General features: G+C 64.9%; 17 protein-coding genes and 1 pseudogene. 10 read left to right on the top strand and 8 right to left on the bottom strand.

All coding sequences use genetic code 11. The features are described from left to right. Positions 1 to 52 precede the first annotated feature (52 nt). Positions 53 to 1,012 carry a 4-hydroxy-3-methylbut-2-enyl diphosphate reductase gene (gene ispH, locus OKW35_RS30540; protein WP_018421578.1) on the bottom strand — a complete coding sequence of 320 codons (960 nt, stop codon included), beginning with the start codon at positions 1,010 to 1,012 and terminating at the stop codon, positions 53 to 55. A 2-nt stretch (positions 1,013 to 1,014) separates the two neighbouring features. Next, positions 1,015 to 1,470, bottom strand: coding sequence for an FKBP-type peptidyl-prolyl cis-trans isomerase (locus tag OKW35_RS30535; RefSeq protein ID WP_090801560.1), 456 nt, complete (start codon positions 1,468 to 1,470; stop codon positions 1,015 to 1,017). A gap of 206 nt (positions 1,471 to 1,676) precedes the next feature. Between OKW35_RS30535 and radC the strand changes: the two genes are divergently transcribed. The 4 genes from radC to nadB all read left to right on the top strand — a co-directional run bounded on the left by radC (position 1,677) and on the right by nadB (position 5,038). Beyond that, positions 1,677 to 2,591 carry a RadC family protein gene (gene radC, locus OKW35_RS30530; protein WP_429554006.1) on the top strand — a complete coding sequence of 305 codons (915 nt, stop codon included), beginning with the start codon at positions 1,677 to 1,679 and terminating at the stop codon, positions 2,589 to 2,591. Positions 2,592 to 2,801: 210 nt separating this feature from the next. Continuing rightward, complete coding sequence (rpmB, locus tag OKW35_RS30525) at positions 2,802 to 3,035, top strand: 50S ribosomal protein L28 (RefSeq protein WP_429554005.1); 234 nt, start codon at positions 2,802 to 2,804, stop codon at positions 3,033 to 3,035. A gap of 10 nt (positions 3,036 to 3,045) precedes the next feature. After that, a complete protein-coding gene (gene rpmG, locus OKW35_RS30520; RefSeq protein ID WP_008919555.1) occupies positions 3,046 to 3,213 on the top strand; it encodes a 50S ribosomal protein L33 in 168 nt (55 codons plus the stop codon). A 226-nt stretch (positions 3,214 to 3,439) separates the two neighbouring features. Then, the gene (gene nadB / locus OKW35_RS30515) at positions 3,440 to 5,038 is read left to right on the top strand and encodes an L-aspartate oxidase (protein ID WP_429554004.1); all 1,599 of its coding nucleotides are present in this window, start codon (positions 3,440 to 3,442) and stop codon (positions 5,036 to 5,038) included. Between the two features lie 124 nt (positions 5,039 to 5,162). On the opposite strand, the gene nadC is transcribed toward nadB, so the two are convergent. The 6 genes and pseudogenes from nadC to purN all read right to left on the bottom strand — a co-directional run bounded on the left by nadC (position 5,163) and on the right by purN (position 11,460). Beyond that, on the bottom strand, positions 5,163 to 6,086 hold the full coding sequence (gene nadC / locus OKW35_RS30510; RefSeq protein WP_429554003.1) for a carboxylating nicotinate-nucleotide diphosphorylase: 924 nt from the start codon (positions 6,084 to 6,086) through the stop codon (positions 5,163 to 5,165). Continuing rightward, positions 6,086 to 7,225, bottom strand: coding sequence for a quinolinate synthase NadA (gene nadA, locus OKW35_RS30505; protein ID WP_429555103.1), 1,140 nt, complete (start codon positions 7,223 to 7,225; stop codon positions 6,086 to 6,088). Before nadA ends, nadC begins: the two co-directional genes overlap by 1 nt. A 130-nt stretch (positions 7,226 to 7,355) precedes the next feature. Then, positions 7,356 to 8,552 carry a DesA family fatty acid desaturase gene (locus OKW35_RS30500; RefSeq protein ID WP_090801568.1) on the bottom strand — a complete coding sequence of 399 codons (1,197 nt, stop codon included), beginning with the start codon at positions 8,550 to 8,552 and terminating at the stop codon, positions 7,356 to 7,358. A 200-nt stretch (positions 8,553 to 8,752) separates the two neighbouring features. Continuing rightward, positions 8,753 to 9,475: pseudogene (locus OKW35_RS30495) on the bottom strand (hypothetical protein); the annotation flags it as partial. A 75-nt stretch (positions 9,476 to 9,550) separates the two neighbouring features. Beyond that, complete coding sequence (locus OKW35_RS30490; RefSeq protein WP_184058175.1) at positions 9,551 to 10,810, bottom strand: RsmB/NOP family class I SAM-dependent RNA methyltransferase; 1,260 nt, start codon at positions 10,808 to 10,810, stop codon at positions 9,551 to 9,553. Next, positions 10,807 to 11,460, bottom strand: a complete 654-nt coding sequence (purN, locus tag OKW35_RS30485; RefSeq protein ID WP_090801571.1) for a phosphoribosylglycinamide formyltransferase — start codon at positions 11,458 to 11,460, stop codon at positions 10,807 to 10,809. Before purN ends, OKW35_RS30490 begins: the two co-directional genes overlap by 4 nt. A gap of 138 nt (positions 11,461 to 11,598) precedes the next feature. On the opposite strand from purN, the gene OKW35_RS30480 reads away from it, so the two are divergent. The 6 genes from OKW35_RS30480 (at position 11,599) to dut (ending at position 19,060) form a co-directional block, all read left to right on the top strand. Beyond that, positions 11,599 to 12,594, top strand: coding sequence for a bifunctional riboflavin kinase/FAD synthetase (locus OKW35_RS30480; RefSeq protein WP_187613343.1), 996 nt, complete (start codon positions 11,599 to 11,601; stop codon positions 12,592 to 12,594). Positions 12,595 to 12,762: 168 nt separating this feature from the next. Further along, complete coding sequence (gene ileS, locus OKW35_RS30475; protein WP_429554002.1) at positions 12,763 to 15,600, top strand: isoleucine--tRNA ligase; 2,838 nt, start codon at positions 12,763 to 12,765, stop codon at positions 15,598 to 15,600. Beyond that, on the top strand, positions 15,600 to 16,106 hold the full coding sequence (gene lspA, locus OKW35_RS30470) for a signal peptidase II (protein ID WP_090801573.1): 507 nt from the start codon (positions 15,600 to 15,602) through the stop codon (positions 16,104 to 16,106). Before ileS ends, lspA begins: the two co-directional genes overlap by 1 nt. A gap of 124 nt (positions 16,107 to 16,230) precedes the next feature. Further along, positions 16,231 to 17,448: a bifunctional phosphopantothenoylcysteine decarboxylase/phosphopantothenate--cysteine ligase CoaBC gene (coaBC, locus tag OKW35_RS30465; RefSeq protein ID WP_187613345.1), complete on the top strand. Its 1,218-nt coding sequence runs from the start codon at positions 16,231 to 16,233 to the stop codon at positions 17,446 to 17,448. An 81-nt stretch (positions 17,449 to 17,529) separates the two neighbouring features. Beyond that, positions 17,530 to 18,546: an LLM class flavin-dependent oxidoreductase gene (locus tag OKW35_RS30460; protein ID WP_090801576.1), complete on the top strand. Its 1,017-nt coding sequence runs from the start codon at positions 17,530 to 17,532 to the stop codon at positions 18,544 to 18,546. 67 nt (positions 18,547 to 18,613) lie between these two features. Then, positions 18,614 to 19,060 (top strand): dUTP diphosphatase, encoded by a 447-nt coding sequence (gene dut / locus OKW35_RS30455; protein WP_018421593.1) that lies wholly within the window; start codon positions 18,614 to 18,616, stop codon positions 19,058 to 19,060. Positions 19,061 to 19,182: the final 122 nt, after the last annotated feature.

Genomic DNA, 19,182 nt, shown 5'->3' with positions numbered 1-19,182 from the left:
AAAAAAAGCGCGCCCACGGGCGCGCTTTCCTTTCAGTGTAGCTAACGGATTGTCAGGCTGGCAGACCGAGCCCGCGTGGCAGCGGAAACGCGATGTTTTCCTCAATGCCCTCGAGCGCGCGCACGTTGCGCACACCCAGTTCGCGCAAACGCGCGATCACCGCCTGCGCCAGCACCTCCGGCGCCGACGCACCGGCGGTCACGCCAATGCGGCGCTTGCCCTCGACCCAAACCGGATCGATCTGATCGGGCGAATCGACCATATAGGCTGGCACGCCGAGCTTCTCGGCGAGCTCGCGCAAGCGGTTCGAATTCGAGCTGTTCGGACTGCCGACGACGATCACGACGTCGCACTGCGGCGCCATGAACTTCACTGCGTCCTGGCGATTCTGCGTGGCGTAGCAGATGTCCTGCTTCTTCGGCTCACGGATGGACGGGTACCTGGCCTTCAGCGCGCCGATGATTTCGGCGGCGTCGTCGACCGACAGCGTGGTTTGCGTGACGAAGGCGATCCGCTCCGGATCGGCGAGCTGCAATGCCTGCACATCCTCGATGTCCTCGACCAGATGCATGCCCTCGGCCGCCTGGCCCATCGTGCCTTCGACTTCCGGGTGGCCCTTGTGGCCGATCATCACGATGTCGAAACCGTCCTGGCGCATCTTCGCGACTTCGATATGCACCTTGGTCACGAGCGGACAAGTGGCGTCGTACACCCGCAGCCCGCGCGACTCCGCCTCCGAGCGCACGGCCTTCGACACGCCATGCGCGCTGAAGATCACCGTGTTGCCCGCCGGCACTTCGTCCAGGTTCTCGATGAAGATCGCTCCCTTCTTGCGCAGATCTTCGACCACATAGGCGTTATGGACGATTTCGTGACGCACGTAGATCGGCGAGCCATACAGCTTGATGGCCCGCTCGACGATCTCGATCGCCCGGTCGACGCCGGCGCAGAACCCGCGTGGCTGGGCCAGCAGGATCTCCGCTTCGGCAAGAGTCGTATCCGTGATGCTCATGTTTACAGAATCCCGATGATTTTCACTTCAAACGCCAGCGCCTGGCCGGCAAGCGGGTGATTGAAATCGAATAGGGCCGACGTTTCGCCAACTTCCTTCAGTACGCCGGCATAGCGCCCGCCGCCCGGCGCGTTGAATTCGACCAGGTCACCCGGGGAAAAATCCTCGCCGATCATGCTGTTCTCCCGCAGCGTGGCGAGGGACACGCGCTGGATCAGATCCGGATTGCGCGGGCCGAACGCCTGGCCCGGCGCTAGCTGAAAGGTCGAATGGCGGCCCACCTTCAAACCCAGCAAAATATCTTCCAGCGGCGGCGCCAGTTGACCGGCGCCGAGCAGCAGCGTGGCCGGCTTGTCGTTGAACGTGTTGATCACTTCGGCGCCATCGGCAAGGGAAAGCCGGTAATGCAGCGTGACGTGTGAACCGGGTTTCACCTCGGAAATATCGATGATGCTCATGCAATGCTCGCTCAGTCGAAGCGCTGCACGCGTGCGCCGCGGGGCAGTCGACGCGTGTGGCAAACCGTCGGCGTGCCGTGCGCAAAGTGTCTATTGTAAGCCACCTAGCGGGCGCCGGCTTGAGTCCGTCGCGCGCGAGGGCGGCACGGCCCGGCGGCGCATTGCGCCGCGTGCGCCGTCAACCTTACGCGGAGGACTCTATATATATGGCTGATTTCGCCAGCACAATCGACGAAACACCTGCGGCAACTCTGCGACGACCGAAGGCGCCGGCACGCGCCGGAGGCGGCGTGAAAGCCCCCGCGAATCGGTCGGCCGAGGCCCCGTCAGAAGCCGCCGACTCCACCGCCCGCTGCCGGCAGCAACTGTTTCGGGGTAAATGGCTCCGGCGCGACATGCCGCGCGAGCGACTGATCGAGCAGGGCCCCGACGTGCTGTCGGACACCGAAATGATCGCGCTCGTGCTCGGCTCCGGCCTGCCCGGTCACGACGTGTTCAGCGTCGCGCGGGCGCTGCTGGATCGCTTCGGCTCCCTGCGCGCGATGCTCGACGCGACTTATGCGGACTTCGACGGCATTCGCGGCATCGGCCCCGCGAAAAGAGCGCAATTACTCGCGATCATGGAAATGGCGCGTCGCTCGCTGGTCGACAAGATGCGCAAGCGCCCGCTAATGAATTCGCCCGAAGCGGTCGAAAGTTATCTGCGCCTTCTGATCGGCGGACAGCCGCAGGAGGTGTTCGTGTCGCTGTTTCTCGACGCCCGGCATCGGCTGATCCGCTGCGAGGAAAGCGCGCGCGGCTCGCTCACGCGCATGGCCGTGTATCCGCGCGAGATCGTGCGGCGGGCGCTCGCCGCGAACGCGGCCAGCCTGATCGTCGCGCATAATCATCCGTCCGGCGCCGTCGAGCCGAGTGCCAGCGACTGCCGCCTCACGCAGACCCTGCGCGACGCGCTCGCGCTCGTCGATGTGCAGTTGATCGATCATCTGGTGATCGGCGCGGACACCGTATATTCGTTCGCCCGCGCCGGCTGGCCGGGGCTCGCGCGCAAGCCCGCTCGAGCGCGGGAAGCGGAATGGCCGCCGTACGGCGCAGCGTCCCGCATCGCAAATAAGGTTTGATTTGGCGGCTTTTTTTCTGCTAGAATTCCGGTTTGCCTATTTCCAACCCCCTGTTCCGAAGCCATCAAGGCGTTCCGCAAAGGTCAGGCAGCTGTGGTAGCGAAGTGTCTCGATGCAAATTCGGCGCAACTTCGCACACTTTCAGCGCGGCTCTTTTCGGGAAACTTTCACGGCGTTCGAACTCAGAATTAGCGTATTAGGAGTGCTCTCATGGCACGCGTATGCCAAGTAACTGGGAAAGCGCCGATGAGCGGCAACAACGTTTCCCACGCGAACAACAAGACCAAGCGCCGGTTCCTGCCGAACCTGCAAAACCGCCGTATCTGGGTGGAAAGCGAAAACCGTTGGGTGCGTCTGCGCGTTTCGAACGCCGGCCTGCGCCTGATCGACAAGAACGGTATCGACGCTGTGCTCGCAGATTTGCGCGCACGCGATGAAGCCTAAGGAGTAAATCATGGCGAAAGGCGCACGCGACAAGATCAAGCTGGAATCGACCGCAGGCACGGGTCACTTCTACACGACCACGAAGAACAAACGCAACATGCCGGAAAAGATGCTGATCAAGAAATTTGATCCGGTCATCCGCAAGCACGTTGACTACAAGGAAACCAAGATCAAGTAATCTTGGCTCTCCAGCCTGACGAAGGCAAAAACATGAAAAGCCTCGCATTCGTGCGAGGCTTTTTTGTTTTTGCGCGGACCTCGCGATCGCTCCGCAAGGCGCGCGCGAATCGTCCTATTCCGTTTGGCCAGCTTTCGCCAGGGCGATGCGGCGCGTATCCTTTGTCGTTTTCGCGGCGTGCGGTTCGCGCGCCGTCATCGCAAAACGAAAGACGGAGATGTGGGCAATGGAATTCGATGTGGCGATTGTCGGTAGCGGTCTGGCTGGTTTGAGCGTCGCGCTCAATCTCGCGCAGACACGGCGCGTTGCTGTGATCGCCAAGCGATCGCTGACCGAAGGCGCGAGCGACTGGGCGCAAGGCGGCATCGCCGCGGTGCTCGATTCGGCGGACAGCGTCGAGAATCACGTGCGCGATACGCTGACCGCAGGCGGCGGCCTGTGCGACGAGGCGGCGACACGCTTTATCGTCGAGCATGGGCGCGCCGCGATCGAATGGCTGATCGGACAGGGCGTGCCGTTCACGAAAGACGAGGCCGCCGAACTGGGCTTTCATTTGACGCGCGAAGGCGGCCATAGCCATCGCCGGATCATTCACGCGGCCGACGCGACGGGCCATGCGGTCGTCGCCACGCTCAGCGAGCAGGTGCGCCAGCATCCGAACATCACGCTGTTCGAAGACCATCACGCAATCGACCTGATCACGTCCGAACGCCTCGGCCTGCCCGGCCGCCGCTGCCATGGTCTGTATGCGCTCGATCTGCAAAGCGGCCGCACCGTTACGATCGAAGCGCCGCATACGGTGCTCGCGACCGGCGGCGCCGGCAAGGTCTACCTGTACACGACCAACCCCGACACCGCGACCGGCGACGGCATCGCGATGGCATGGCGCGCCGGCTGCCGCGTGTCGAACATGGAATTCATCCAGTTCCACCCGACGTGCCTGTTTCACCCGTACGCGAAGTCGTTCCTGATTTCGGAAGCAGTGCGCGGCGAAGGCGGCATTCTGAAACTGCCGGATGGCACGCGCTTCATGCCCAATCACGACGAGCGCGCGGAGCTTGCGCCGCGCGACATCGTCGCGCGGGCGATCGACTTCGAGATCAAGAAACGCGGCATCGATTGCGTGTACCTCGACATCAGCCACCAGCCGGCCGCGTTCCTGCACGAGCATTTCCCGACGATCCTGGCGCGCTGCCTCGAGTTCGGCATCGACATCACGAAAGAGCCGATTCCAGTGGTACCGGCCGCGCATTACACGTGCGGCGGCGTCGTCACCGATCTGGCGGGCCGCACCGATCTCGCGGGTCTCTACGCGGTCGGCGAAACGTCCTGCACCGGCCTGCACGGCGCGAACCGACTTGCCAGCAATTCGCTGCTCGAATGCCTCGTGATCGGCCGCTCCGCCGCCAAGGCGATCGAAGCAGAAGGCTTCGCTGTCGCCGTTCACGCGCCGCTGCCGGCCTGGGACGAAAGCCGCGTGTCCGATCCGGACGAGGAGGTCGTGGTCGCGCACAACTGGGACGAACTGCGCCGGCTGATGTGGAACTACGTCGGTATCGTGCGCACCGACAAGCGACTCGAGCGCGCGAAGCATCGGCTCGCGTTGCTGCGCGACGAGATCCACGAGTACTACGCGAACTTCAAGGTAAGCCGCGATCTGCTGGAACTGCGCAATCTGGTCGATGTGGCGTCGCTGATCGTGGACAGCGCGCGCTCGCGGCGCGAAAGCCGCGGCCTGCATTTCAGCCGCGACTGGGCGTCCACATTACCCAAGGCGCTACCGACGGTGCTCACGCCGAAGTATGTACGCAGGCCGAATACCTGACAGCCTTGGGCCGAAATACACGCTGAAACGACGCCACAAACGACAAGGCCATTGCCGGTAAGCTCCGGCAATGGCCTTGTTAAGTCGTCACGAGCGTCGACTGTCGCGCTAAAAGGCGCGGCGCTCAAACGATCCGCATCGAGTAGTCGGTCGCGCGCACGTCTTTGGTCAGTGCGCCAATCGACACGCGGTCCACGCCAGTCTCCGCGATCGTGCGCACGGTCTCGAAATTCACGCCGCCGGACACTTCGAGCACCGCGCGCCCGGCCGTGATGCGAACCGCGTCGCGCATCATGTCGAACGAGAAGTTGTCGAGCAGGATCGACTGCGCGCCATGCGCGAGCGCAGTTTCCAGTTGTTCGAGCGTTTCGACTTCGATCTGGATCGGCACGCCCGCATTCAACGCGAGCGCCGCGTCCATCGCCGCGCCCACGCCGCCGGCCGCGGCGATATGGTTTTCCTTGATCAGAATGCCGTCGTACAGCGCGAGCCGCTGGTTCGCACCGCCGCCGATGCGCACCGCGTACTTCTGCGCGAGCCGCAAGCCCGGGAGCGTCTTGCGCGTATCGAGAACGCGCGCGTGCGTGTGAGCAATCGCGTCGACATAGCGGCGCGTCGCGCTCGCCACGCCCGACAGCAGCTGCAGGAAATTCACCGCGTTGCGCTCGGCGGTCAGCAGCGCGCGCACCGGCCCGCGAAGATCGCAGACCGTCGTGTCGGCGCTCATGCGGTCGCCCTCGCGATAACGCCATTGAACTACGATGCGAGGATCGACCGCGCGCATCACCGCGTCGAACCACGGCACGCCGCACAGTACCGCTTCCTCGCGCACGATGATGCGCGCGTCGCGAACGTCATCGGCAGGCGCGAGGCGGCCGGTCTGATCGCCGGTGCCGATATCTTCGGCGAGTGCATCGGCGACATTGCGTGCGAGCGCCGCGTCGAACGCCACGCCATATTGCGCGTGAATCGCCGCGAAAAGCGGCGACACTGCGTCGGCCCCTTCGCGCGCCACTACCTGCTCAGGCGCCCTCTCCACCACCTTCATTACGCTGCCCCCACATTCGAATACAGTTGCGCGTCGCGCGCGAGATCGCCGCTCGCCTGCACGCGCTTCTTGTGACGCGCCGCGAAATCGAGCATGCGATCGATAGGTAGACGCGCACGCTCGCCGATCCCACGCTCGACGAAGATTTCGTTGTGGCCGCGCTCGAGCACATCGGCCAGATTGGCGAGTCCGTTCATCGCCATCCACGGGCAATGCGCGCAGCTCTTGCAGGTCGCGCTGTTGCCGGCCGTCGGCGCGGCAATCAGCGTCTTGCCGGGCGCGGCGAGTTGCATCTTGTGCAGGATGCCGAGGTCGGTCGCGACGATGAAGTGCGTCGCGTCGAGCTTCCGCGCGGCGTCGATCAACTGCGTGGTCGAGCCGACCACGTCCGCCTGGGCGATCACGTTGGCCGGCGACTCCGGATGCACGAGCACCTTCGCGTGCGGATAATCGGCGCGCAGCAGATCGAGTTCGATGCTCTTGAATTCGTCGTGCACGAGGCACGAGCCCTGCCACATCAGCATGTCCGCGCCGGTCTTGCCCTGGATGTAGCTGCCGAGATGACGGTCCGGCGCCCAGATGATCTTCTCGCCGCGCGCATGCAGATCGGCGACGATCTCCAACCCGATCGACGACGTCACCATCCAGTCCGCGCGCGCCTTCACGGCCGCGCTCGTGTTCGCGTACACGACCACCGTGCGGTCCGGGTGTGCGTCGGAGAACGCCGAGAACTCGTCGACCGGACAACCGAGGTCGAGCGAACAGGTCGCATCCAGATCCGGCATCAGAATATGCTTGTCTGGACTGAGGATTTTTGCGGTCTCGCCCATGAAGCGCACGCCCGCGACCACCAGCGTCTGCGCCTCGTGATCGCGGCCGAAGCGCGCCATTTCCAGCGAATCGGCCACGCAACCGCCGGTTTCGTCGGCGAGTTCCTGCAATTCGGCGTCGACATAATAGTGCGCGACCAGCACCGCTTTCTCGCGCTTGAGTAATTCGCGAATGCGCGCCTTCAGCGCCCGCTTTTCTTCCGCCGACGGCGTCTCGGGCACCTTCGCCCACGCCTGCCCGATCCCGCAGGTCGTGCCCTGCGCCTGTGGCCGATCGAATTCGACGGTCCTGATCGCCTGCTGCTCCATCATCTCCTCTGCCCTCACCTGGCCGCCGCGGCTTGCCGATCGCGCTACACGCGCAATGCATTTCCACGGCCCGAAAACGCAAAACCCCGCCAACGCGGGGTTTTGTGACGTCCTGAAATTTTAATGGATTTCAGGCATAGCGACGCAGTCGCATCGCGAAGTCTTGCAGCGCCTTGATACCGCTCTGCTCTGCGCGATGGCACCAGTCCTGCAATTGCACCAGCAATTGCTCGCGCGACGCGTTGGAGCGCTCCCACATTGCCGCCAGTTCGTTGCGCATGTCGATGTAGGTCTTCAGCTTCTGGCTGTTCGCGAAAATCTGCGGCAGCTGGAGCTTCTGCGGCTCGTTCAGGCCCGCCTCTTCCTTGTGGAACCAGCTACGCGCACCACGCATCACCTGATACTTTTCGCGCGCGCCAACTTCCTTCAGATGCGCGAGCTCCTGGCGGTATGCGCGCTTGATCGCTTTCGCGTAACGCGCCATCACTTCGTAGCGGTTCGCGAGCACGGCCTGCAGCGTGTCCTGATCGAGCACGAGCTTGCCAGTGGTCAGGCGCGGCGTCGGTGCGACCTTCTTCACTTTGGCCAGACGAAACGCCTGCATGATGCGGATGTACATCCAGCCAATGTCGAACTCGTACCACTTGTTCGACAGCTTCGCCGACGTCGCATACGTGTGGTGATTGTTATGCAGCTCTTCGCCACCGATGATGATGCCCCACGGGAAAATGTTGGTGCTCGCATCCGACGAATTGAAGTTGCGATAGCCCCAGAAGTGCGCGAGGCCGTTGACCACGCCCGCGGCCCAGAAAGGGATCCACACCATCTGCACGGCCCAGATGGTCAGGCCGACGACGCCGAACAGCGCGACGTTGATCACCATCATGAGGCTCACGCCAAGAATCGGGTACTTCGTGTAGACGTTGCGCTCCATCCAGTCGTTCGGCGTACCGTGACTGAACTTGCGCATCGTTTCTTCGTTTTTCGCTTCGGTGCGATAGAGCTCGGCGCCTTCGAGCAGCACCTTCCAGATGCCGCGCGTCTGCGGGCTGTGCGGATCCTCTTCGGTCTCGCACTTCGCGTGGTGCTTGCGGTGAATCGCGGCCCACTGGCCGGTCAGCATGCCGGTGGTCATCCACAGCCAGAAGCGGAAAAAATGACTGGCGATCGGGTGCAGATCCAGCGCGCGATGCGCTTGGCAGCGATGCAGATAGACGGTCACACCGATAATCGTGATGTGCGTCACGATCAGCGTGTACACGACGAGTTGCCACCACGAGAAACGCAGCAGCCCGTGGGCAAGGAAATCGAGCAAAGAATTCAACAAGGTAAGTTACCTGCAGAACGAGAGATACGAAGCACACGCGGCGCGCGTGTCATGAAAGTGAAAGCATACAGCGGGATAGGACGATATTCTACTTGAAGGGTTCCAAGTGTTTGTAACAAATAGGGATTTTTTGTGCGCAATCAAGTCGATAGCGATTGCCTAGGCACTGGTGCATGCCTTGCCGCGGCGCGAAATGGGGCTTAACGGCCGTCGCTGGCGGCACGGTTGGCGGGCCTGAGCGCGGGATCGGACGTGGTGTCGGAAACCGGATCGGTCATCGCCACCGGGTGCGGCATTGCGCCGCTTGCCTGACCGACGATGCGCACCTCGCGTTGCGGGAGCGCAATAGTGATGCCGTGCTCGGAAAAGAGACGCCAGATATTGCAGTTGACGGTTGAGAGCACGCCACGCGTGCCGCTCGCCGCATCTTCGATCCAGAAACCCAACTCGAGATTGATGCCGTCCCGGCCCCGCCAGCACGAAGGCCGCTCGGCCGACGCGCGCGACCACGACCTTCAGATTCGCGTCGAGCGTCTTCGAGCGCATCAGGCGATCTTCGACCGACGAGCCGAGCCACATCGCGACGATCAACGTGACGGCGACCCACAACAGCCCCGTGATCAGCGACAGCAGCGTCATATGCGCATTACCGACGCCAAAGCTCACGCTGTCCATCCGCGCGATCACGGCGTTCTGAATGCCCAACAGCGTGAGTACCATGCCGATCCAAACGACTACCGACACGATCTTCTCGACGAGAAACAGCCACGGATGCTCGCCACCTTCGCGGTTGAACACCCGCCGAAGAAGAACACGATGTAGATCAGCCCAATGCCGGCGAGCGGCACCAGCGCCAGATCGAGCAGCGCGGTGTCCATGAACTGGCCGGCGATCGCCCGCGCGAGCCACAGCAGTGCCGCGCCGGCATCGATGTCGCCGGAATGGCCGGCGCGCGCGGATTCATCCGCCAATCCGCGCGCCGGCCTGCAGCCGGTTGCCTAGCTCTGGCGCTCGAGCACGGCGGCGAAAAAGCCGTCGGTCGCGTGGCGGTGCGGCCACAGCGACAGGTAGTCGCCCATCTCCAGCTCGATACGCTGCTCGGCAAGGACGTCGCGCGCCGGCACCAGCGCGAAATCAGGGTGATCGGCGAGGAACTGCTGCACGACCGCCTCGTTTTCGGCTTCGAGAATCGAGCACGTAGCATAGACGAGCCGGCCGCCCTTCTTCACGAGACGCGCCGCGCTCGTGAGAATCGACGCCTGCTTCGGCGCCAGCTCGGCGATCGACTCCGGCGACTGGCGCCACTTCAGATCCGGGTTGCGGCGCAGCGTGCCGAGGCCGCTGCACGGTGCATCGACGAGCACGCGGTCGATCTTGCCAGCCAGACGCTTGATCTTCGCGTCGTGTTCGCTGTCGATCAGCACCGGGTTCACGTTCGACAGGCCGCTGCGCGCGAGACGCGGCTTCAGCTTCGCGAGACGCCGCTCGGAGATATCGAACGCGTAGAGCCGGCCGGTCGAACGCATTGCCGCGCCGAGCGCCAGCGTCTTGCCGCCCGCGCCCGCACAGAAATCGACGATCATCTCGCCGCGCCGAGGCGCGACCAGCGAGCACAGCAGCTGGCTGCCCTCGTCCTGCACTTCGAGCCAGCCCTGCTGGAACGCGTCGAGCTTGGTGAGCGCCGGCTTGCCGACCACGCGCACCCCGAGCGGCGCGAATGGCGTCGCGCCCGCCTCGATGCCCGCCTTCGACAGCGCACCCAGCACGTCGTCGCGGCTCGCCTTGATCGGGTTCGCGCGCAGATCGAGCGGCGCCGGGTAGTTCAGCGCGGCGGCCAGCTGCGCGAGCTCGGCGGCCTCGAAGCGCGAGCTGAGCGCCTGGCTGATCCAGTCGGGCAGGTTCAGGCGAATCCGCAGCGGCAGGCTTTCCGGGTCGATCTTCGCCACGTGTTCGAGCCAGGTCGCCTCGGCCTCGGTGACGAACGGCTTGAGCGCCGAGCGTCCGGCCGTCTGCATCAGGCCCAGCAGCGCCATGCGGCGCGCGGGGCTGCCAGTGCCGCTTTCGGCCAGATGCGCGAACTCCATCCGGCGGCGCAGCACGGCGAACACCGCCTCGGCGATCACGCCGCGCTCGGCGTGCCCGAGTTTCGGATGCGCGCGGAAGAAGCGGCTCGTGGTGGCGTCGGCGGGGCCGTTCAGCCGCAGCACTTCGGCCAGCAGCGTTTCAGTTTGTCCAATCAGGAAACCATGCAATCTCATGCGCCCTCTCCGGCGGTGTGACCGGCAAAGAGCCATTGCGGCTCCGACGGCGTAAGCGTGACGCGCGAGCCGTCCAGAGCGAGACGCCCTTCGACGAACCAGCGCACCGCGCGTGGATAAATGATGTGCTCGGTGGCGAGCACGCGTGCGGCGAGCGTCTGTGCGGTATCGCCCGCCTCGACAGGCACCGCCGACTGCAAGACGATCGGCCCGTGATCCAGCTTTGATGTGACAAAATGCACCGACGCGCCGTGGAACCGCACGCCGGCGTCGAGCGCCTGCTGATGGGTCTTCAGACCCGGAAAGCTCGGCAGCAATGACGGGTGCACGTTCAGCATGCGCGCTGCGTAGTGATCGACGAAGCGCTCGGTCAGCACGCGCATGAAGCCCGCGAGCACGACGAGGTCCGGCGCGATGGCGTCGATCTGCTCGGCGAGTGCCGCGTCGAAGCTGTCGCGATCCGGAAACTGGCGGTGGTCGACCACCGCCGTGGCGATGCCATGCGACGCCGCGAACGCGAGCCCCGCGGCATCGGGACGGTTAGCAATCACGGCGGCGACCCGCGCCGGCCAGCCCTCGCTCGCGCAGGCGCGCACGATGGCTTCCATGTTGCTACCCCGCCCGGAAATCAGGATGACGAGTTTTTTCATGCGCGGATTTTATCATTCGGCAATCGCCGGACCGCGACCGCGCAGCCGTCTGTTGCGCCAAGCGTTTATAATCGATTGTTTTGTGGCACCCCGCCCGCGCCCCTATTGCAATCGCAGCAACGCCTGCAACCCACTATCGTGAGAGTCTTCCGCGGCCTTCCCAATGCCGAGAGCCGCGCGCCGTGCGCGCTGACCATCGGCAACTTCGACGGTGTCCACCGCGGCCACCAGGCTCTGCTCGCCCACGTGCGCGCGGCCGCGAACGCGCGTGGCCTGCCCGTCTGCGTGATGACCTTCGAGCCGCACCCGCGCGAGTTCTTCAACCCGGCCGGCGCGCCGCCGCGCATCGCGATGCTGCGCGACAAGCTCGAGGCGCTGCGCACCAACGGGGTCGACCGGGTCGTCGTCGAGCACTTCAATCACACGTTCGCGAGCCAGTCGCCAGATGCGTTCGTCGAGCGGATCATCGTCAACGGCTTGCACGCGCGCTGGATCATGATCGGCGACGACTTCCGCTACGGCGCGAAGCGCGCCGGCGATTTCGCGTCGCTGCGCACGGCCGGCAAGCAGTACGGTTTCGAAGTCGAACAGATGGCGACGGTCGCCGATCCGACGGGCGCGCGCATCTCGAGCTCGGGCGTGCGCGCGGCGCTGGTCGCGGGCGACCTCGACTCGGCGCGCGCAGCGCTCGGCCGCGACTATCTGATCAGCGGCCACGTCACCCATGGCATGAAGCTCGGCCGCGATCTCGGCTTTCCGACGCTCAATCTGCCGATCGCGCACAAGCGTCCGGCACTGGCCGGCATCTTCGTCGTACAGGTGCACGGCATCGCCGAGCAACCGCTGCCGGGCGTCGCGAGCCTCGGCCTGCGCCCCACCGTCGACGATTCCGGCCGTGTGCTGCTCGAAGTGCACCTGCTCGATTGGCACGGCGACGCGTATGGCAAACTCGTGCGCGTCGAATTTCTGAAGAAGCTGCGCGACGAGGAGAAGTTCGTCGATCTCGAAACGCTGACCGCCGCGATCGCGCGCGACGTCGCCAATGCGCGCGCATGGTTCGCTGCGGTCGGCGCCGGCACGCCGGGCAGCCGTTCCACCGGTTTCGCCACCTCGGCCACCGACCGAATTAGATAACCACCGCGGTTCGGGCCGGCGCGCCGCGCCGCACGAACCGTCGCCGCGCGCATCGAAGGGCGTCCGTGCTTCACGCGGAGCCGCCTGCCGGGCGCGTCCCACGCTCCTCGCGCAGCGCGCAATCCGCGCGCCGCTACGCATAGAAACGAATTCACCGCCACCCACATCATGAGCAACAAGAAAGCTGATTCGAAACCGCAGTCCCGCTACCCGGTCAACCTGCTCGACACACCGTTCCCGATGCGCGGCGACCTGCCCAAGCGCGAGCCGCAGTGGGTCAAGGACTGGCAGGAACGCAAGGTGTACGACAAGATCCGCGCCGCCTCCAGGGGCCGCACGAAGTTCATCCTGCACGACGGCCCGCCGTATGCGAACGGCGACATCCACCTCGGTCACGCGGTGAACAAAATCCTGAAGGACATGATCGTCAAGGCGCGCAATCTGGCGGGCTTCGACGCGGTCTACGTGCCGGGCTGGGACTGTCACGGCATGCCAATCGAAATCCAGATCGAAAAGCAGTTCGGCAAGTCGCTGCCGGCCGCCGAAGTGATGCAGAAGGCGCGCGCCTACGCGACCGAGCAGATCGAGAAGCAGAAGGCCGGCTTCCGCCGTCTGGGCGTGCTCGGCGACTGGGACAATCCGTACAAGACGATGAACTTCGCGAATGAAGCCGGCGAAATCCGCGCGCTCGCGAAAATCATGGAAAAAGGCTACGTATTCCGCGGCCTGAAGCCGGTCAACTGGTGTTTCGACTGCGGCTCGGCGCTCGCCGAAGCGGAAGTCGAGTACAAGGACAAGACCGATCCGACCATCGACGTGCTGTTCAGCTTCGCCGAACCAGAGAAGACCGCGCAGGCGTTCGGCCTCGCCGCGCTGCCGCGCAACGAAGGCGGCATCGTGATCTGGACCACCACGCCGTGGACCATCCCCGCCAACCAGGCGCTGAACCTGCATCCGGAACTCGTCTACGCGCTCGTCGACACGCCGCGCGGCCTGCTGATCCTCGCTGAGGAACGCGTCGAGGCGTGCCTGAAGCTGTACGGCCTCGAAGGCACGGTCGTCGCGACGACGCCGGGCGAAAAGCTCGTGAACCTGCGCTTCAACCACCCGCTCGCGTCCGCGCATCCGGGCTACAAGCGCACCGCGCCGGTCTACCTCGGCGACTACGTGACGACCGAAACCGGCACCGGCATCGTGCACTCGTCGCCGGCGTACGGCGTGGAAGACTTCGTGTCGTGCAAGGCGCACGGCATGGCCGACTCGGACATCATCAACCCGGTGATGGGCGACGGCCGCTACATCGAATCGCTCGCGCTGTTCGGCGGCCTGTCGATCTGGGCTGCCAATCCGCAGATCGTCGAGGCGCTGCAAGGCGCCGGCTCGCTGCTGCGCACCGAGAAGTACACGCACAGCTACATGCACTGCTGGCGCCACAAGACGCCGATCATCTACCGCGCCACTTCGCAGTGGTTCGCCGGCATGGACGTGAAGCCGAACGACGGCGACAGGACGCTGCGCGAGACCGCACTCGAAGGCATCGAGAACACGGCGTTCTATCCGTCGTGGGGCAAGCAGCGCCTCTTCAGCATGATCGCGAACCGCCCGGACTGGACGCTGTCGCGGCAGCGCCAGTGGGGCGTGCCGATGGCGTTCTTCGTGCACAAGGAAACCGGCGAGCTGCATCCGCGCACGCTGGAGTTGCTCGAACAGGTCGCGCAGCGCATCGAGAAGGAAGGCATCGAGGCATGGCAGACGGTCGATCCGCGAGAGCTGATCGGCGAGGACGCCAACCTGTACGAAAAGAACCGCGACACGCTCGACGTGTGGTTCGATTCAGGCACCACGCACTGGCACGTGCTGCGCGGCTCGCACAAGGACGAGCTGCAGTTTCCGGCCGACCTGTACCTCGAAGGCTCGGACCAGCATCGCGGCTGGTTCCATTCGTCGCTGTTGACCGCGTCGATGCTCGACGGCCGCCCGCCCTACAACGCGCTGCTCACGCACGGCTTCACCGTCGACGGCGAAGGCCGCAAGATGAGCAAGTCGCTCGGCAACGGCATCGATCCGCATGAAGTCGCAAACCGCCTCGGCGCGGAAATCATCCGTCTGTGGATCGCGTCGACCGACTACTCGGGCGAGCTCGCGATCTCCGAGGAAATCCTGAAGCGCGTGACGGAAGGCTATCGCCGCATCCGCAATACGCTGCGCTTCCTGCTCGCGAACCTGTCGGACTTCGACTTCGCGCAGCACGCGCGTCCGGTCGAAGACTGGCTCGAAATCGACCGTTACGCGGTGACGCTGTCGGCGAATCTGCAGAACGACATCCTCGCGCACTACGAGAAGTACGAGTTCCACCCGGTCGTCGCCAAGTTGCAGACGTTCTGCTCGGAAGACCTGGGCGGCTTCTACCTCGACGTGCTGAAGGACCGCCTCTACACGAGCGCGGCGGATTCGGTCGCCCGCCGCTCGGCGCAGACCGCGCTCTACCACATCGCGCACGGCCTCCTGCGCGTGATGGCGCCGTTCCTGTCGTTCACCGCGGAAGAAGCGTGGAAGGTGTTCCAGCCCAATAGCGAGACGATCTTCACCGAGACGTACCACGCGTACCCGGCCGTGCCGGACGCGGGCGCGCTGCTCGACAAGTGGACGCTGCTGCGCGCGGTGCGCGGCGACGTGACCAAGGCGCTCGAAGAGGCGCGGGTCGCGAACCTGATCGGCTCGTCGCTGCAGGCGGAAGTCGAAATCCGCGCGAGCGGCGCGCGTTACGACGCACTCGCGAGCCTCGGCGACGACCTGAAGTTCGTGCTGATCACGTCGGCGGCGAACGTCGTCAAGGTCGACAGCGAAGCCGATGAAGGCGTCGAAGTGATCGCGTCGAAGTACCTGAAGTGCGAGCGCTGCTGGCACTATCGCGCGGACGTCGGCGCGAACGCCGAGCATCCGTCGCTGTGCGGCCGCTGCTTCAGCAACCTGTTCGGCAGTGGCGAATCGAGGAGCGCGGCATAATGGCGAGAACCATGTCGAAAACGCGCACCGGAAGCAGTTCGCTCGCACCCTGGCTCGGCATCGCGCTGATCGTCATCCTGTTCGACCAGTTGACGAAAATCGCCGTGCGCAAGGTGTTCGCCTACGGTGTGCCGCACGAGGTCACGCCGTTCTTCAACCTGATTCTCGTGTTCAACCGCGGCGCCGCGTTCAGCTTCCTCGCGATGGCGGGCGGCTGGCAGCGCTGGGCATTCACCGCGCTCGGCGTGGTCGCGGCGCTCGTGATCTGCTATCTGCTCAAGCGGCATAGCGGGCAGAAAATGTTCTGCACGGCGCTCGCTCTGATTCTCGGCGGCGCGCTCGGCAATGTGATCGACCGGCTCGCGTACGGCCACGTGATCGACTTCCTCGATTTCCACGTGGGCGGCTGGCACTGGCCGGCGTTCAATCTCGCCGACAGCGCGATCACGATCGGCGCGATCCTGCTCGTCATCGACGAGCTGCGGCGGGTACGCGGCACACGCTGACGTCGCCGACGTGATGCACGGTCGCGGCTGCGCGAGCCGTGCCTCAGGTCCGGTTTGAAGCGCGCGGCGACGACGGGCAACGCCCTCGCGCCGCCGCGCGATCACGCTTTGTCGGAGGCTTTCGTTGGCAACCGCAGAACTCGCAGGCAAACACCTCGTCCTCGGCATGACGGGCGGCATCGCCTGCTACAAGATCGCCGAACTCACGCGTCTGCTGACCAAGGCAGGCGCGACCGTGCAGGTCGTCATGACCGAAGCGGCCACCCAGTTCATCACCCCCGTCACGATGCAGGCGCTGTCGGGGCGGCCGGTCTTCACGAGCCAGTGGGACGGTCGCGTGCCGAACAACATGGCGCACATCGATCTATCGCGCGAAGCCGATGTGATCGTGATCGCGCCGGCGTCGACCGACTTCCTCGCCAAGCTCGCGCACGGCATGGCCGACGATCTGCTGTCGACGCTGTGCATCGCACGCGACTGCCCGCTGCTCGTCGTGCCGGCGATGAACCGGCAGATGTGGCAGAACCCGGCCACGCAACGCAACGTCGCGCAACTGCGCGCGGACGGCGTCGAGGTGCTCGGCCCGGATTCGGGCCCGCAGGCCTGCGGCGAAATCGGCGATGGGCGCATGCTCGAAGCGGCCGCGACCTACGAGGCGGTCGCGTCGTTCTTCGCGCCGAAAATCCTGTCCGGCCGGCGCGTGCTGCTGACCGCCGGGCCGACCTTCGAACCGCTCGACCCGGTGCGCGGCATCACCAATCGTTCGAGCGGCAAGATGGGCTTCGCGCTCGCGCGCGCCGCGCAGCAGGCCGGCGCCGACGTGCATCTGGTGGCCGGTCCGGTCGCGCTGGACACGCCGTGGGGCGTCTTGCGCGAGGACGTGCAGACCGCGCAGCAGATGCACGACGCGGTGATGCGCGCGGTCGCGGAGGCGGACATTTTCATCGGCGTCGCGGCGGTGGCCGACTGGCGCGTCGACCACGTCAGCGGTCAGAAGATCAAGAAGACCGCCGAGCACGCGCTGCCGAGCTTTTCATTCGTCGAGAATCCAGACATCCTCGCCGCGGTCGCCGGGCTGCCGAAGCCGCCGTTCGCGGTCGGCTTCGCCGCCGAAAGCGACAACCTCGAAGTCCACGGCGAGGAAAAGCGCGCGCGCAAGAACGTGCCGCTGCTGATCGGCAATCTGGGGCCGCAAACGTTCGGGCTCGACGACAACGAAGTGATTCTGTTCGAAGCAGGCCGCGCGACGAAGCTGCCACGCGCCGACAAGCAGACGCTGGCGCGCGCGCTGATCGCGGAAATCGCGAAGCGTCTGCCGCCCGGCATCAGTCCGGTTGGCTGAACGAGCGAGCGGCCGTGGGCCCGTGTGACCCTGCCATCTTTGCGCGGTAAGCCGACCGGAATCACCTGGAGCACTACTGCCATGACGCTACTCTCCGTGCTCGATCAAACACCGGTGATCGCCGGCCATTCGGTGGCGGACGCGATCGCCGCGACCGTCGAACTCGCGCAACTCGCCGACGACCTCGGCTACACGCGCTACTGGTGCGCCGAGCACCACGGCCTGCGCGGCGTGTCGAATCCCTGCCCTGAAGTGATGCTGGCGCGCCTCGGCAGCGTGACCAAACGCATTCGCATCGGCTCGGGCGGCATCATGCTGCCGTACTACAGCCCGTTCAAGGTCGCCGAGCAGTTCATGATGCTTGAGGCGCTGTTTCCGAATCGCGTCGATCTCGGCGTCGGACGCGCGCCGGGCGGCGACATGCGCACCGCGCAGGCGGTCGCCGCCGGCGCTTACAATCGCGGCGAGCATTTTCCGCAGCAGGTCGCCGAGCTGCTCGGCCTCATGCACGGCGCGCTGCCCGACGATCATCTCGCGCAGGGCGTGCTGCTGCAGCCGCAGATCGATACGCGCCCGCAGCTGTGGATGCTCGGCTCGAGCGACTTCGGCGGTTTGCTCGCGGCGCAGCTCGGCATCCGCTTTTCGTTCGCGCATTTCATCAACGCGCATTTCGGCAAACAGGTCGCGCTGGCGTATCGCGAACGCTTCCAGCCTGGCAAAGACGCGTCGCGGCCGTATCTGGCGGCCGCGGTCTTCGTGATCTGCGCGGATACCGAGCAGGAAGCCGCGGACCTCGAAAAAGCCGTCGATCTGCGTCGCGTGCAGATGGCGTATGGTCTGAACGAACCGATACCCTCGATCGAGCAAGGCATCGCGCAGGAATATGGCGAGCGCGAACAGCTCGTGATCGACCGCGAAAAGCCGCGCAGCATCATCGGCACGCCTGAGCGCGTGACCGAACGGCTCACGGATTTACAGCAGCAGTTCCAGGCCGACGAGCTGATGGTGCTGACCGTCGCCGGCAGCTATCGTGCGCGCTTGCGCTCCTACGAACTGCTCGCCGACGCATTTCAGCTCGGCTCGAACCAGGCGGCTTGATCGCAAAGGCGTTGCCAGTCAGCCGCGTGCCCCCTTCCCCAATCTCACCCCCAACTATCGAACCTGAATGAAACTCGACCTGAAGATTCTCGATCAGCGCATGCGCGAACAGCTCCCCGCTTACGCGACGACCGGTAGCGCCGGCCTCGATCTGCGCGCCTGCCTCGACGAACCGCTGACGCTGAAACCCGGCGAAACCGCGCTGGTGCCGACCGGACTCGCGATCCACGTCGGCGACCCCGGTTATGCGGCGTTGATTCTGCCGCGCTCGGGTCTCGGCCATAAGCATGGGATCGTGCTCGGCAATCTGGTCGGCCTGATCGATTCCGATTACCAGGGCCAACTGATGATCTCGACGTGGAATCGCGGCGAGACGACATTCGTGCTGAATCCGATGGAACGCCTCGCTCAACTTGTGATCGTGCCCGTCGTGCAGGCCGGGTTCAATATCGTCGATGACTTCGAGGAAAGCGTGCGCGGCGCGGGCGGGTTTGGGAGCACCGGCAAGCATTGATCGATTGCTGCGACGCGGCGGCTGACGCCTTCAGCGAGCGCCGTGAGAAAAAACCAGAGCATAAAAAAACGGCGCGGGATAAAACCCGCGCCGTTCTGCCTTTGGTGTCCGGCCAGCTCAAC

This window comes from Paraburkholderia sp. MM5477-R1 (assembly GCF_050436385.1).
GTDB lineage: Bacteria > Pseudomonadota > Gammaproteobacteria > Burkholderiales > Burkholderiaceae > Paraburkholderia > Paraburkholderia tuberum.
The sequence above is the reverse complement of the archived record's forward strand: the minus strand, read 5'-3'. Positions and strand labels throughout refer to the sequence as shown.